The organism is Corynebacterium canis (genome assembly GCF_030408595.1).
Taxonomy (GTDB): Bacteria; Actinomycetota; Actinomycetes; order Mycobacteriales; family Mycobacteriaceae; genus Corynebacterium; species Corynebacterium canis.
Map to the genome: position 1 here is coordinate 1,848,773 of NZ_CP047080.1, position 15,154 is coordinate 1,863,926.

The 15,154-nt window shown below is 60.6% G+C and carries 10 protein-coding genes; 5 read left to right on the forward strand and 5 right to left on the reverse strand.

Annotation, left to right across the window (positions count from 1 at the left end; translation table 11 throughout):
* The first annotated feature begins 3 nt into the window (after positions 1 to 3).
* From CCANI_RS08155 to CCANI_RS08165, 3 genes are read left to right on the forward strand one after another with little or no spacing between them, the layout of a single operon-like run.
* Positions 4 to 1,761 carry an ABC transporter permease subunit gene (locus CCANI_RS08155; RefSeq protein ID WP_146323693.1) on the forward strand — a complete coding sequence of 586 codons (1,758 nt, stop codon included), beginning with the start codon at positions 4 to 6 and terminating at the stop codon, positions 1,759 to 1,761.
* Positions 1,758 to 4,298, forward strand: coding sequence for a DEAD/DEAH box helicase (locus CCANI_RS08160; protein WP_186750123.1), 2,541 nt, complete (start codon positions 1,758 to 1,760; stop codon positions 4,296 to 4,298). Before CCANI_RS08155 ends, CCANI_RS08160 begins: the two co-directional genes overlap by 4 nt.
* A complete protein-coding gene (locus CCANI_RS08165; protein ID WP_146323694.1) occupies positions 4,298 to 4,810 on the forward strand; it encodes a phosphatase domain-containing protein in 513 nt (170 codons plus the stop codon). Before CCANI_RS08160 ends, CCANI_RS08165 begins: the two co-directional genes overlap by 1 nt.
* A gap of 78 nt (positions 4,811 to 4,888) precedes the next feature.
* Here the strand turns inward: CCANI_RS08165 and ahpD are convergent, their stop codons facing one another.
* Positions 4,889 to 5,413 carry an alkylhydroperoxidase, AhpD family gene (gene ahpD / locus CCANI_RS08170; RefSeq protein WP_146323695.1) on the reverse strand — a complete coding sequence of 175 codons (525 nt, stop codon included), beginning with the start codon at positions 5,411 to 5,413 and terminating at the stop codon, positions 4,889 to 4,891.
* Entirely contained in the window at positions 5,413 to 6,009 is a 597-nt protein-coding gene (locus tag CCANI_RS08175; protein ID WP_146323696.1) for a peroxiredoxin, read from the reverse strand. Before CCANI_RS08175 ends, ahpD begins: the two co-directional genes overlap by 1 nt.
* A 713-nt stretch (positions 6,010 to 6,722) precedes the next feature.
* Between CCANI_RS08175 and CCANI_RS08180 the strand changes: the two genes are divergently transcribed.
* Positions 6,723 to 7,655 carry a hydrogen peroxide-inducible genes activator gene (locus tag CCANI_RS08180; RefSeq protein WP_146323697.1) on the forward strand — a complete coding sequence of 311 codons (933 nt, stop codon included), beginning with the start codon at positions 6,723 to 6,725 and terminating at the stop codon, positions 7,653 to 7,655.
* Positions 7,656 to 8,427: 772 nt separating this feature from the next.
* On the opposite strand, the gene CCANI_RS08185 is transcribed toward CCANI_RS08180, so the two are convergent.
* From CCANI_RS08185 to CCANI_RS08195, 3 genes are read right to left on the reverse strand one after another with little or no spacing between them, the layout of a single operon-like run.
* Entirely contained in the window at positions 8,428 to 9,426 is a 999-nt protein-coding gene (locus CCANI_RS08185; RefSeq protein WP_146323698.1) for a hypothetical protein, read from the reverse strand.
* Between the two features lie 38 nt (positions 9,427 to 9,464).
* Complete coding sequence (locus CCANI_RS08190; RefSeq protein WP_146323699.1) at positions 9,465 to 10,334, reverse strand: hypothetical protein; 870 nt, start codon at positions 10,332 to 10,334, stop codon at positions 9,465 to 9,467.
* A gap of 24 nt (positions 10,335 to 10,358) precedes the next feature.
* Positions 10,359 to 11,036, reverse strand: coding sequence for an SIMPL domain-containing protein (locus tag CCANI_RS08195; protein WP_146323700.1), 678 nt, complete (start codon positions 11,034 to 11,036; stop codon positions 10,359 to 10,361).
* A gap of 155 nt (positions 11,037 to 11,191) precedes the next feature.
* On the opposite strand from CCANI_RS08195, the gene hrpA reads away from it, so the two are divergent.
* Positions 11,192 to 15,136, forward strand: a complete 3,945-nt coding sequence (gene hrpA / locus CCANI_RS08200) for an ATP-dependent RNA helicase HrpA (protein WP_146323701.1) — start codon at positions 11,192 to 11,194, stop codon at positions 15,134 to 15,136.
* The last annotated feature ends 18 nt before the right edge of the window (positions 15,137 to 15,154 follow it).

Here is a 15,154-nt window from a genome sequence, read left to right on the forward strand (position 1 = left end):
TACATGACCGCCGTTGCCACAAAGTTTCCCCGTGTGCTGCAAGCCACGGCCGTTCCCGCAATTTTGTTCGTGCTTGCGGCGGTGATCACTGCGCTCTTGCCCTTCCTGGGGAATCGCGACCTCGCCATGGCCGTATTCCGCGCCCGCGAGGCCGAACGCGAACCGGACCCGCAGGTGCTGCAGGCGATCCGCGAGGAATTGAACCTACCGGCCACGCCGCTGGAGGGCGTGACCTCCTGGATTTCCGGTGCCCTGCAGGGCGATTTCGGCGTGAGCTGGGTGGATCCCTCCCGCACCGCGGCCTCGGTGGCGTGGTCGGGTCTGGGGGTTTCCGTGACCCTTGCGGGATTATCCACCACCACGGCCGTGCTTTTGGCGTGGTTATTGGCGTGGCCGCGCTTTCGCGCCGTGGTTACCGGCCGCCCATCGCGCGCCGGCGATATTGTGGGCATGGCGATCCTGGGTTCCATTCCGGAGTTTGTGCTGGCCGTGGCGCTGCTCGTCGTGGTTGCCGTGCGCCTGCGGTGGCTGCCGGTGGGCGGGTTTTCCTCGGCGAAGCATATGATATTGCCCACGCTTGCCATGGCGCTTCCGGCCGCCGGGCTGTTGGGCCGCGTGTTGCTGATCACCATCGATACGATCGCCAAGGAGGAATGGGTACGCACGTGGCGCTTGAATGGCGTGCACCGAAACACCATTTTGCGGGCGTTATCGGTGCGTGCCGCGGCGGTGCTCGCCCCCCAAATTGTGCTCTTTTTCGCCGGCACGCTGGCATCCACCGCGCTGGTGGAAACCACGTTTAATATTGCTGGTATGGGGCGTGCGGCCGTGGCTGCTGCGGTGGACCGTGACGTTCCGGTGTTGCAGGTGATCGTGCTTACCGCGATCATCGTGGGCGTGCTGTGTGGCGCGCTGGCACAATACACGCGATGGCTGCTGCTGCGCCCGCTCTTGGGTTCGGATGCCGCCTATGCTCCTTCAGCCTCCGCGCGCAATACCCGCCCGAATGGCACCGGCGCCTTCCTGCTTGTAGCACTCCCGTTCGTGATCCTCATCGGCGTGCTGTTGGGTTTCGACGCCCCTACTATCGACGTCACTCAACGGCTCGCCGCCCCATCGCTTGCGCACCCCCTTGGCACCGACCAGCTCGGGCGCGATCTGCTCGCCCGCACCGCGCACGGCGCGGTGTACACCATCGGCGTTTCCGTCCTAGTCACTGCGGTGTGTGCCGTGGTGGGCTTGCTGCTGGGGCTGGTGGGTTCCTGGGCTGGTCGCCTTGGTGATGTGCTCAACGCCTTGCCCGCCGTGCTGATCGGCGTGATCCTCGCCGGTGTGTTTGGTGGTTCGCAAACCACGGCGGCCATCGCCATCATGCTGGTCGGGTGGATTCCCCTGGCCTCCCACGCCGCCTCGGTGGCCGCCGAATCCCGCACCACCGGCTACTACCTGTGGGCGAAATTGCAGGGCGCATCCCGGCTGCGCCTCGTGGTGTGGCACCTGCTGCCCACGGTGGTTCCCGCCGTGGTGCGGCACGCGGCCAGCCGCGTGGCCCACAATGCCTTGGCCTTGGCGGGCCTTGGATTCCTGGGTTTGGGCGCGCCGCACGATTCCCCGGACTGGGGTGTGATTTTGTCCGAGTCGATCCGGTACGCGGAGCGCGCCCCGTGGATGATGCTGAGCCCCACGCTCTTGCTTGTCGCCTTGGGTGTGGCCGCCGCACTAGCCACGGACACGAACCTCACACTACGCTCGAAGAAGTGAACCTCACTCAGATGCTGCCCGACCTCTCCGAGGTCCCCGAGTCCCTGTTCGAAGAATCGATTTTCGATTCGTTTTTGGCGTGGACTCGGGAGCGCAACATCACCCTATACCCCGCCCAGGAGGAAGCCGCGTTAGGCATCCTCACCGGGGATAATGTCATTTTGGCCACCCCTACCGGATCGGGGAAATCCATGGTGGCCATCGCCGCGCATTTTATCGCCATGGCGCGCGGACAACGCTCGTTTTATACCGCGCCCATCAAGGCGCTGGTGAGCGAAAAATTCTTCGCCTTGTGCGATATCTTCGGCCCGGAATCGGTGGGCATGATGACAGGTGACGCCACGGTCAATGGCAAGGCCCCCATTATTTGCGCCACCGCCGAGATCGTGGCCAATATCGCGCTGCGCGATGGCGCGGCTGCGGACGTGGACCAGGTGATTATGGATGAGTTCCACTACTATTCCGAGCCCGACCGCGGCTGGGCGTGGCAGGTCCCCCTGCTGGAATTACCAAAGGCGCAATTCCTGCTCATGTCCGCCACCCTCGGCGATACCGAATGGCTATCCAAGGACCTTTCGCGCCGCACCGGACGCACCACCACCCTGGTGGCGGGCACGGAACGCCCCGTACCGCTGGAATTTTCCTACGTGTACACCCCGGTGCACGAGACCATCGAAGACCTCCTGGCCACCGGCAAAGTACCGGTGTACGTGGTGCACTTTTCCCAGCGCGAGGCGATCGAACGCGCCCAATCCCTGACCAGCATCAAGATCATTACCCCGGCGGAAAAGGAACGCATAGTCGAAGAGATCGGCGATTTCCGCTTTACCACCGCCTTCGGCAAAATCCTGTCCAACCTGCTGCGCCGCGGCATCGGAGTACACCATGCGGGCATGCTGCCCAAATACCGCCGCCTCGTGGAAAAGCTCTCCCAAACCGGGCTGCTCAAGGTGATTTGCGGCACCGACACCCTCGGCGTGGGCATTAACGTGCCCATTCGCACCGTCCTGATGACGGGGCTGGCCAAATACGATGGCGTCAAGCAACGCATGTTAAAGTCCCGCGAATTCCACCAGATCGCGGGCCGCGCCGGACGCGCCGGCTACGACACGGTGGGGACCGTGGTCATCGAGGCACCCACCCACGAGATCGAAAACTTTAAGCTGCGCAAGCGCGCCGGCCAGGACGAAAAGAAACTGAAGAAGCTGCGGAAAAAGTCCGCCCGACCGGGCGAGGTGACGTGGTCCGAAAGCACCTACGATCGGCTGACCAATGCGGAGCCCGAACAGCTGCAAAGCCAGTTCCGCGTGTCCACCGCCATGCTGCTCAACGTGATTGCCCGGCCCGGCGATGGCTACGAACATATGCGCCATTTGCTGCGCGATAACCACGATTCCCGCAGCAAGCAAAACAAGGACATCCTCGTGGCACTCGAATTGTTCCGCGGGCTGTTGGCGGCGGGCATCGTGGCGCGCGTGCCGGACGGCCCGGATGCCACGGGCCGTGTGTACCACCTCACGGAGGAAGTCCCGCGCGATTTCGCCCTGAACCAACCGCTGGGCCCGTTCGCCTTGGCGGCGCTGGAATTATTGGACAAAGATTCGGAAACCTACGCGCTGGACGTGATTAGCGTATTCGAATCCATTCTCGATGACCCCCGGCAGCTCCTGCAGGCCCAGCAGAAGGCGGCGCGCTCGGAGGAGATCGCCGCGCTCAAGGCCGAGGGCGTGGACTACCACGAACGCATGGCCATCGTCGAGGAGATCACGTGGCCGAAACCCCTCGAGGAAATGCTCGAACAGGCCTACGATATGTACGCCGAGGGGCACCCCTGGGTCAAGGAATTCGAGCTGTCCCCCAAGTCCGTGGTGCGCGACATGATCGAACACGCGATGACCTTTTCGGATGTGGTCGCCACCTATGGGCTGGCCCGTTCCGAGGGTGTCGTGTTGCGCTACCTTACCGACGCGTGGCGCACCCTGCAGCATTCCATACCAACCGAATACATCACCGAGGAATTGGATGATGTGGTGATCTGGCTCGGCGAATTGATTCGCCAGGTGGACTCCTCCCTAGTGGACGAGTGGGCGCGGATGGCGGATCCGGATGCGCCGATTTCAAAGGAGGACCTTGCCCGCGAACTGGCGTTCGGGGTGGAGGATCCCACGGCGGTCACCGCAAACCAGCGCGCCTTCACCATTATGGTGCGCAATGCTATGTTCCGCATCGTCGAACTCTTTGCCTATGAAAAGGAGGAGCAATTGGCGGAACTTACCGGCTACCTGGAAGCGCCATGCGACTTCGGGGCGGGCATGGACGCTTATTTCGACGAGTACGCGGACATGGATACCGGCCCTGCCGCGCGTGGCGGCGAGTACTTCCAGCTCAAGAAAACCGGGCGCAAGTGGCAGGCGCGGCAAATCCTGAAAGACCCCGAAGGCGATAATGCGTTCGCATTTGTGGCGGAGATTGATCTCGACGCCTCCGATGCCGCCAGCGAGGTCCGCTTTGCCAGCCTGGTGTTCGAGAGCAATTGATGGCGCCACGCAAACCGCACCGCCCATACGCAGCTATTTTCGATATGGACGGCACGTTGTGCGATGTGCGCAGCATCCGGTATTTGGTCACCGCCAACCCCAAGCACCGCAATTTCCACGCCTTCCACCGCGCCTCCATCGACTGCCCCGCATTCGAACAGGTGGTTGCGCTGTATCGGCGGCTGCAAGAGGCGGGCTTGGCGATGATCGTGGTCACCGCCCGCACCGAAGATTTTTCCTTCCTGACCAATCTGTGGCTGCAGAAACACGACCTGAGCTGCGACGCATTGCTGATGCGCGGGCTCCGCGATTACCGCCCCGATCACCGCGTTAAGCAGGACTTATTGCGCGAGATTTGCCGCGACTACACCCCGATCATTGCCGTGGACGATAGGCCGCAGATTGCGGAGGTCTGGCGCGGCGTCGGCATCCGAACCGTGCTTGTGGGCGCGGACGGCGAGCTCGACTACGGCGGCGTGAGCGTACGAAAACTTCTGCGAACCCTCCGCTGATCCGCCGGTTATCGACGGCGCGCAAAACCGCCCTCCCCTCGTGTTTGAGGGTGGGCGGCAAACCAGGTTTTTTTGGTTTTAACGCGCTGCTTCGATTTCGACAACCTGAGCGACACCGGAGACGGTAGCTGCGATGCGCACGGCATCCCACACCTGCTCCTTGGTCAAGCCCTCGGCGCGCACGGTCTTATCGTGGGCGATCGAGCAATGCTCACAGCCATTGATGGTGGACACGGCCAAGGCCCACAGCTCGAAATCGGCCTTATCAACGCCCGGCTTGGAAATGATGTTCATGCGGAGGCCGAACTTCACCTGCGCGAAGTCGTCGCCCAGCCAGTGCTTGGCACGGTAGGCTACGTTGTTCATGCCCATGATGGCGGCGGCGCCAAGCGCGGCGTCGATAGCCTCTTCGGAAAGGTGTTCCTTCGCCTCGTCGATAATCTCGGAGAACACGGCCTCACTGCGGGTAGCCGCGGCGGTGGCCAGGAACGTTCCCCACAGCTGCTGCTCGTTCAGCTCGGTGGAGCGGGCCAAGGTGCTGAGGTTAAGCTTGAGGTCTTTCGCGTATTCGGGCAAGCCCGCCTTCAAGTTATCGATGGACACTACTTCAGGCCTTCCTGCAGCTCAGCAAACTTATCAATGTTCTTGGTGGGGTCGTTCTTCTGCCAGTTGCATGCGCACACCTCTTCGGACTGCAGGGCGTCGAGCACGCGGAGCACCTCATCAACATTGCGGCCGACGGCGTCCGGAGTGACGGACACGAACTGGATAATGCCGTCCGGGTCAATGATAAAGGTGGCACGATCGGCCACACCCTCGGCGTTTTCCACGCCCAGCGCCTTGATCAGGTCATGCTTGATGTCGGAGAACATCGGGAACGGAACGGTCTTCAGCTCCGGGTGGGTTGCACGCCAGTTGAAGTGGGAGAACTCATTATCGATGGAACCGCCGAGGACCTGGGTGTCGCGATCCTGGAACTCCTCATCCAGCTTGCCAAAGGCCGCAATCTCGGTGGGGCACACAAAAGTGAAGTCCTTCGGGTAGAAGAACACCACCAGCCACTTGCCGGGGAAAGACTCATGGGTGACGGTTTCAAAGTAATCTTCAGGCTGGTTGGCCTTCACGTCATGCAGGTCGCCGCCCTTGAGCGCAGTCAGGGAGAACTCGGGGAATTTGTCGCCGATGGTCAAAAGAGCCATAAGGTGCCTCCTAAAGACATCCATAGGGTTACGAAAGTGAAGGTGTACCAACAGTCCACATGTCAGTCCATATGTGCGACTGGGACACCCACGAGTATGCCTGTAGCTCGAGCACATTTCAAGAGGTTTCACTTTTGGGTGATTGAAATAGAAATAGGTTTTATCTATCAATCGCTCGCGGCGGCGGAGCGGTGGGGCGTCGCGGCGGCGGAGCGGTGGGGCGTCGCGGCGGCGGGTCCGGACGGGCCTGGCCGGGGATCGCGTTGCGCGTCCATGCGGCGTCGCTCCACCCGGACCGTACCAGGGCGGCGAGAAAGCTTGGAAAAGCTTAGGAATAGCCCCGGAAAGTTACAAATCCGATACGGGACCGATGGCTAAAGCGCGCAAAACGGGGCGCACACCGCGGCGTCGAAAAAAATTGCTCAACAATTTGGCCACCCCCGTCATACACCCTTGGCGAATGATTTGGATCACTCGAGCGACAAAAGCACAAGTGCGCAACCGATCCCAGTTTGGCTATAAACAAAAAATCTTCGCTGTTTATAGGTTTGCAACCCAAAAACGGAACCGAAATTTTGCCGTTCCCAATGTGTATCCCATCACTGGATCGGTCCACCTTGTTTACGCAACCGCAGCGCGCTGCAAATTCCCTGCATAGGGAGGTAACTTGGAGCCATTATTGACGCGTGCCCATGTGCTACGTTGGCAGAAGCATGAGCAATAAAGAGTACAGACCAACGCTGGCGCAGCTTCGCACCTTCGTCACCGTGGCAGAAACAAAGCACTTCGGCACCGCGGCCTTGAAACTAACAATTTCGCAACCTTCGCTGTCCCAGGCGTTGGCTGCGTTAGAACATGGCCTCGATATCCAGTTGATTGAGCGCTCGACGCGGCGTGTCATTGTGACGCAGATCGGCGAGGAGCTCCTTCCGCTGGCTAAGGCCACCCTCGACGCTGCGGATTCGTTCCTCGCCAGCGCTCGCGGGGCACGCGGCAGCCTTACCGGACCATTGACCATCGGCATGATCCCCACGATCGCCCCATATATTCTTCCGGCGTTCCTGCGGCTGACTGCCCAAGAGTTGCCGAAATTGGAGCCACGCATTGTGGAAAGCCAAACGCGCCAACTCATGGAGCAGCTCCGCGACGGGGCTATCGACGTCGCGGTGATAGCGTTACCCGCCGACGCCCCCGGCATGCAGGAAATCCACGCCTACGATGAACCTTTTACTGTGGTCGTCCCCGAGGGGCATCGCTTCGCCGGGCGCAAAGATCTGTCCCTTAACGCCCTGCAGGAACTCGAACTATTGTTGTTGGACGACGGCCACTGCCTGCGCGACCAAGTCATGGATCTGTGTCGCACCGCCGAAATGAGCCCCAGCTCCATTACCTCGAACGCGACCCGCACCTCCAGCCTGCCCACGGTGATCCAGTGCGTGATCGGCGGCTTGGGTGCCACCTTGGTGCCACAAAGCGCTGTGAGCACCGAATGTAACCGCGTTGGCCTGGCCACCGCCAATTTCGACCCATCGGTGTCGGCGCATCGCAGCATCGGCTTGGTGTTCCGCGCCTCCTCGATTCGCAGCGAAGAGTTCCAACGGCTGGCCAACCTTGTCCGCCGCGCCTACGAAACTTCCAGCGTGTAGTCTCTGCCCATCAATCGCCTTATTGTTCATTACTCTCCCGCCCCGAGCCTCTCAGCCGCTCGGACGCGGGAGTTTTGCTTATCGCACCATCCATGTCCCGGCGGCCTTCCGGCGCAGGCGGGTGCGGGTGCGGGCCGCCACTGCCGAACCGCCGGTCTTGGCGGGCGCGAGCCACCCTTTCACTGCGATGGCTCGGCGCCGTGACGGCCAAAATCAAGGGTAGCTTTCCTGTGCAAAATAAGTCGCACACTTCACATGAAATTTTTTACACACGAAACGCGGATTCTGTGTAATTTTCATCATCCTGGGCCGCCTGAGGCCGCCGCCGCGATATTTTTTACACAGATTTCGGGATTTTGATGTAAAAAATATCGGTAGACACCGTTCAACTCTGCCGCAGATAAAGGTTGCGGTCAACCAATCGGGAAACCTTCCGGTCATATTGCAGAATTCGGCAATGGTTCACTAAGGGTAGCGGGTTTCAGGGCCTTAGCGGGGCTGCTACGGCGGCTCAGCAAAAATAGGCTGTAAAGCTGTTGATTGTATACCTATCGCGAATTGCCTGGGCCGCCGGAGTCCGCACCAAACGCCCATGTGCGATCTGCCTCGCCGCGCAGGATCTGCCTTGCTTTCGGGCCGGATTATCCTGGGGAAACGCGGCCACGCAGGATCTGCCTCAGGCACATCTGCACACGGTTGGCAGCAAATGTGCTGCGGGCGGGATTCTTGTTCACCCGCTTAGGCCCCGTGAACAAACCCCGAGAGCTGTTGCCTATTTTGTAACCGGCTGGCCAGTAACCTGCCGATACAGGTGGGCGAAAAACACCACCACCATTGGCATCATAAGCAAACCGAACACTTGGCCGATACCCACCCTGGCGAAACCGAACCCCGCCCAGACATGCACCAGACCGGCCACATACGTAATAAGCCAGGTAGAGAAACCCACGATAAACAATATGGGGTAATGCTTGACGCCGATTTTGAATCCCAGCGACATTGCGGAACGAAATTTGTGCCCCTCAAACGCCGGAAACACGCACATTGTAATCAATGGCATCAAAAAGGTGGTCAGGAATCCCGGCAATGCGTAGTACATAGTAACGGGAATATGAAACACGGTTAGCGAAGCGGCTGTAGTTACTTCCAGCCAAAGAATTTGGCCTAACATAAAAAGATAGAAAATTGCCCGATCCACGATGCTCATCGTAAATGCCAATAGCAATGCCGTGCCGAAGTGCGGCAATGTGAAAACCTTAGCCAGCGGTAACTTTCCGGGCACTACGCGCTGGTGCGCAATGCCGTAAAGGCAGGCGGTGGCTAGGGAAACCGCAACCAGATTTCCAAATATCGTCAGGCTCATAATCACGCCCGCCAACGCAGAATCGGTCCCGACATATCCCATTTGATATGTCCACCGAAGCACATTCAGCGCATAGGTGACGGCCCCGAGGCAAACCACAACGACCCAAAGCCACAGGCTGGTAAAGGGGTTGACCAGGGCGACGGAAAGGGAATCTAGGGCGCGGCCCACGGAAAGTGGAAGCACTGCTGGATTGGAGGTGGAACTCCGCTGTTGTAGCACTGGCCCCGGCGGGAATTGCCCCGGCCCCGGCGGAAAACGGTTCGCGGCCACGGGCCTGGGTGCTGCTTGCGGGGCGTCCGGTTGGTTGTACCAATGGTCAGCGGGGGACAATGCGTGAGGTGGCCGCTGCTCATCGCGGTCGCCGCCGTCGGTTAATTGTTCTGGGTTTGGTGTATTACCGGCCACGTGCGGGCTCCCTCGTGTAAATTCCAGCGTTCCGGCTCTTAGTTGAGCTGCATGATCGGGCCACCGCTGAGCTGGCGGAACATGTGCGCCGTAGCCAGCAGCGAGGCTGGTATCCACACGATCATGCCCAACCCGCACGGCAGCAGCGCCACGAGGGCAATCAGACCGATAAGGAGATTGAACAGCAGGACCTTGACATAGTTGCGCGCGCCCAGCTGGAATCCTTCTCGAATGCACGCGCCAACATCGTTGTTGCCGTCTAGGGCTGTGTACGTCCAGAACACGGTGAGCGGCGTGATCAAGATTGCGGCTAGTGCGATCACCGATTGCGCTATAAGGAACGGGCCATTCACGCTGTATGGATCGGACGTGGTCGAGGTATTGTTAAAAACGTCCGGGATGGTCATCACAATAAGGCTGATCGCAACCTGAACGAGGCCAACGAGAAACGCGGGCCGGAAGTTCACGTTTTGGAACATCGCGGAGACGCTCACCTCTTGCCCGCTCAAGCTCCGCAAGGCGGTGTGGCTGAGGTAGATGCCAATCACGAGACCCACAATCGAGGAAATCAGGTTGAGCACCAGATTCAGGAATATGTTTGGCTGTACAACCGTGCTCGGATCGGTCAAGTCCGGTGCGGAAATGACAGCGCCAAGCCCGGCCACCGATCCAACGATAACGCCGAGCGCAATCGCCCCGAAGCACATTGCAAAACCGAGCAACAACCAAAACGCTGGTTTGGCAAACGCGGCGGCAAAACCGTAACGCACCGACTCGAAGATCATGGGCACACCCGTGCCCCTAGTGATATTGGGGCCGGGCGCATTCCAATTTTGGTTGGCGGACCAGCCTTGGTTACCAGGTGGATTTTCCTCCGGGCCATACGGGTACTGCGGGTATTGAGACATGGTGAGCTCCTAGCTCTAGTGTGGTTACGAGGATGGACGAAGAGTAAACACGACCGCGACTTCCTCAACGACGCTGATCATCGCCGGTTCGGTGCTGACATCAAGGACGGGCGCGGGCGGCCGTGACTTCCGCGGAGCAGCAGCGAATTCGGTCGCCGCAAAGCCCCGTTCCGGCGCTATCGTGGTGCAACCAATATCTACCTGAGCCACCCCGCTGACCTCGTAGCCCAATTCGGCGGCGACAATACCTGCCTTGTGGCGGGCGTTTCGCACCGCCAGTGTTTGGGCCTGCGCCTCCGCCCGAGTTTGCGCTTGGGAGGACAGCTTCCAGATCGGGCCGGAAACGAAACAGTGCTCAATTCCCGCCAAGCGTGAGATCACATCCTGCAGCTCGGCCTGCACCGCGAGATCATCGGCAGGCTCCGCAACAAATGTCAAATTCCATTCGGTTTTCTGCCGGTCTTTATAATCCATAAATTGCTGCAAAGTTTCTCCATTGCTTCGCAGCAGCGTAATTCGATCAAGCACTGCCCGCACATTATCTACCACCGTGGTGCGCGGCAATGCAGACTTTTGGTCGCGAATATTCACGCGAACCTCCACCTTGACGATTGCCCGATCGGCTGATATTTCCAATGTTGCAGCGTCGCTAATCTTCAGCGTGGGCACATGGCCTGTCTGAATCACTCGAACATCGTCCATAGGGTAAGTTTAGCCCTCCTACTAAAACTAGAAAACACGAGATTCTTTTAGCGCGACCTTCTTTGCCAATTAATCTCATACCGCCATCAAGCGAAAACGAGAGGTTTACGCTGTTTCCCTCGCAGCCCCAAAGACCGTAGAATACTGAGACTGTTATGCCTCACTCTGCCACGCCCACCTCCCCCGATCAACACAACGGCCCCGCTGGCGCAACCCCGTCCAAACGGGAGTTATATCAACGGCTGGATCAGGTGTCGCTGGCCGATGCCCGCAAGTTACGCCGCCGACTGACCAAGGCCCGTTCCAAACAAGCGTTCACGGCGATCGCGGCGGACATCGATGCCGCGCGGGTGGCGTTGGCGGCGCGGGCGTCGATAATCCCGCAGGTGACCTACCCCGCGGCGCTGCCGGTGAGCGCGCGCAAGGACGATATCGCGCAGGCTATCGAAAACCATCAGGTGGTGATCGTCGCGGGTGAGACCGGATCCGGCAAAACAACGCAGATTCCGAAGATTTGTTTGGAATTGGGGCGCGGCGTGCGAGGGTGTATCGGGCACACGCAGCCACGTCGCCTCGCCGCCCGCACCGTAGCCGAACGTATTGCCGAGGAATTGGGGCAGGATATCGGGGACACGGTGGGCTACGCCATTCGCTTTGATGATCGAGTGTCGGCAAGCACGGCGATCAAGCTTATGACGGACGGCATCCTGCTCGCGGAATTGCAACGCGACCGGCTGCTCTACGCCTACGATACGATCATCATCGACGAGGCCCACGAACGCAGCCTGAACATTGATTTCCTGCTCGGCTACCTCAAGCAGATCCTGCCGAAACGCCCCGACCTCAAGGTGATTATCACCTCCGCAACCATCGACCCAGAACGCTTCGCCGCACACTTTGCGGACCACCACGGAAACCCCGCACCTATTATCGAAGTCTCCGGCCGCACCTACCCTGTGGAGGTGCGCTATCGGCCGCTGCAGGTGGAGCGCAATGGGCGCCTGAGCGATATCGACCCAATCGATGGTGTGTGCGGGGCGCTCGAAGAGCTTATGCGGGAGGGGCCAGGCGATATTCTGTGCTTTTTCCCGGGCGAGCGGGATATCCGAGACGCCATGGAAATCATCGCCGGGAAACGCTGGGCAGGCGTGGAAGTCACCCCGCTATTCGGACGTTTGTCCAATGAGGAACAGCATCGGGTATTCGCGCCCCATTCGCGGCGGCGCATCGTGCTGGCAACCAATATTGCGGAAACCTCGCTGACCGTGCCGGGCATTCACTATGTGGTGGACACGGGCACGGCGCGCATTTCCCGGTATTCCGCGCGCACCAAGGTGCAACGCTTGCCCATCGAACCTATTTCCCAAGCCAGTGCGAATCAGCGTTCGGGCCGCTGCGGGCGCGTGGCCGACGGCGTGGCGATCCGCCTGTACTCGGAGGAAGATTTCGCCTCCCGCCCGGAATTTACGGATCCGGAGGTGCTGCGCACGAACCTGGCCAGCGTGATCCTGCGCATGGCTTCCCTGCATCTCGGCGATATCACGGAGTTTCCATTCGTGCAGCCGCCGGACCACCGCGCGATCCGCGACGGCCTGTTGCTGCTGCACGAGCTGGGCGCCCTAGAACCCAATACCGCCGCCGAGCAGATCACGCTCACCCCGCTGGGCACCACGCTCGCGCGCATTCCGGTGGATCCGCGCATGGCCCGCATGCTGGTGGAGGCGGAACGGCAGGGCTGCCTCGATGCGGTGACCATTATTGTGGCGGCCTTGACCGTCCAAGACGTTCGCGAACGCCCGCTGGAGTTCCAAGCGCAGGCCGACCAATCGCACGCACGTTTTAAAGTAGGCGGGAGCGACTTCCTGTCCTACCTCTCGCTCTGGAACTACATTCAGCAAGTACGTTCGGAAGGCTCCGGGAACGCATTCCGCAAGCGCATGAAGGCAGAGTTTCTGCACTATATGCGAATCAGAGAATGGTGGGATCTGGTGCGCCAACTCCGCGGCATCACCGGCGAACTCGGCTGGACACGCAGCCAGGATACCGCCGGCGAGCCCAATCCGGACGCGATCCATCAGGCGCTGCTGTCCGGTTTGCTCTCCCATATCGGCATGCGAATCGGCGAGTCCAAGGAGTTTCAAGGCGCCCGCGGTGCGCGTTTTATGGTGTTCCCGGGCTCGGTGGCAGCGAAGAAACCACCCCAGTTCGTCATGGCCGCGGAGCTGGTGGAAACCTCGCGGCTGTGGGCCCGCGACGTCGCAAAGATCGAACCTGCGTGGGTGGAGTCATTGGCGGCGCCGCTGCTCAAGCATCAGTATTCGGAACCGCACTGGTCTGCGAAACGCGCGGCGGCGATGGCGTACCAAAAATCCACCTTGTTCGGCGTGACAATCGTGGTGGATCGCCGCATTCCATATCACCGCGTGGACCCCGCCGCGGCCCGCGATATGTTTATCCGGCACGCGCTGGTGGCAGGAGATTGGCGCACTCACCACGCGTTTTTCCATGAAAACCGGCGCAAGCTGGAAGAAGCCGCGCAGCTGGAGCACAAGGCCCGCCGGCGCGACATCGTGGTGGATGAGGAAACGCTGTTCGCCTTCTACGACGACCGCCTGCCAGCCGATGTAACCACCGGCGCTACGTTCGATTCATGGTGGAAAAAGCAGCGCCAGCGGCGGCCGGATTTGCTGGATTTTGATCCGAACGCATTAATCAATCAGGAGGCGGAGTCGGTCACCGAAGCTGCCTTCCCCGATGTGTGGCGCCAGGGCAGTCTGGACTATGAGCTCAGCTACCATTTCGCCCCCGGCGCGGTCGATGACGGCGTGACCGTGCGCGTGCCCGTCCCATTATTGGCGGGGTTGCGGCCCGAGGGCTTCGAGTGGCTGGTGCCGGGCCTGCGCCTCGAGCTGGTCACGGCGTTGCTACGCACCTTGCCAAAGCCGCTGCGCCGCTCGGTGGTGCCTGCGCCAGAATTTGCGAAACGCGCCTTGCCGAAATTGCACCCATACCACGGTTCACTCGCCGAACAATTGGCCGATGCGCTGCGCGGTTTGGGCGGCACCGGCATCACCGCTACCGATTTTCGTTTCGACGCCCTGCCCGACCATCTCCGCGTCACCTTCGCCGCCGTGGATAAACGCGGACAGGTGATCGATCGGGACAAGGATCTGGCGGCGTTGCGCACCCGGCAGGCCGGCCATATTCGCTCATCTGTTTCCCGCGTGAGTAAGCACAACGAGGTGGCCAGCGCGCACCAGTGGACGCCCGACACGCTGGGCACCGTCGCGGAAGAGGTTATTACCACCGTCGATGGCCAACAGGTGGTGGCCTACCCCGCGCTCGCCGCGACGCCGGAAGGTGTGGCCATCGAAGTGTTCCCCACCAAGGCGAGTGCCGACGCCGCGATGATGACCGCAACGCTCACCTTGCTGATGCGCGAAATCAGCGTCAATGTGAAAAACATGGCCAATGGGCTGCCGCTGCGGCAACGCGTAGCCTTAGAAAACTACCCCCATGGAGGGGTTGCGGGCCTAGTTGATGATGCCCGCGTGGCCGCTATTCGCGACGCCATGATCGCCGCCGGCGGGCCTGTGCGTGATCCGGAAAAGTTTGCGGCATTGCGCGAGACCGTGGCGGGCGAAGTGCCGCGGCGGGTGCGGCAGATCGTGGTGATGCTGGCCCCTGCGCTGGTGGAATACCTGGCTGTGCGGGATGAATTGTCCGAGTGGACGGGCGAATCCATTGACGATATGCGCCGTCAATTGGAGTTCCTTCTGCCGCCGCGCGCGGTGAGCATTCACGGTGCTGGGCGCTTACAACACTTACCCAGATACCTCGCCGCGATGCGGCAGCGGCTGGCGGATATGGAACGCGATCCGGATCGTGACGCGGACCTACAAGATTCCATAGCGCAGGCCACGCAATACCTAGAAGCAAAGTTAAAGAAGCTCCCCACGGGGCGTGAGAAAACCCGCGCGGTCAAGGACATCACATGGATGATCGAGGAGCTGCGGGTGAGCCTGTTTGCGCAACGGTTGGGCACGGCGCATCCGGTATCGCTGCGGCGCATCGAAAAAGCCGTGGACAAGCTGCAATAGTGCTTCCGAAGGCGGTGC

Coding starts and splice junctions, on each gene's coding strand:
- CCANI_RS08175 (WP_146323696.1), bottom strand. CDS start 6,009: ATGGCTCTTTTGACCATCGGCGACAAATTCCCCGAGTTCTCCCTGACT.
- CCANI_RS08165 (WP_146323694.1), top strand. CDS start 4,298: ATGGCGCCACGCAAACCGCACCGCCCATACGCAGCTATTTTCGATATG.
- hrpA (WP_146323701.1), top strand. CDS start 11,192: ATGCCTCACTCTGCCACGCCCACCTCCCCCGATCAACACAACGGCCCC.
- CCANI_RS08180 (WP_146323697.1), top strand. CDS start 6,723: ATGAGCAATAAAGAGTACAGACCAACGCTGGCGCAGCTTCGCACCTTC.
- CCANI_RS08195 (WP_146323700.1), bottom strand. CDS start 11,036: ATGGACGATGTTCGAGTGATTCAGACAGGCCATGTGCCCACGCTGAAG.
- CCANI_RS08190 (WP_146323699.1), bottom strand. CDS start 10,334: ATGTCTCAATACCCGCAGTACCCGTATGGCCCGGAGGAAAATCCACCT.
- CCANI_RS08155 (WP_146323693.1), top strand. CDS start 4: ATGACCGCCGTTGCCACAAAGTTTCCCCGTGTGCTGCAAGCCACGGCC.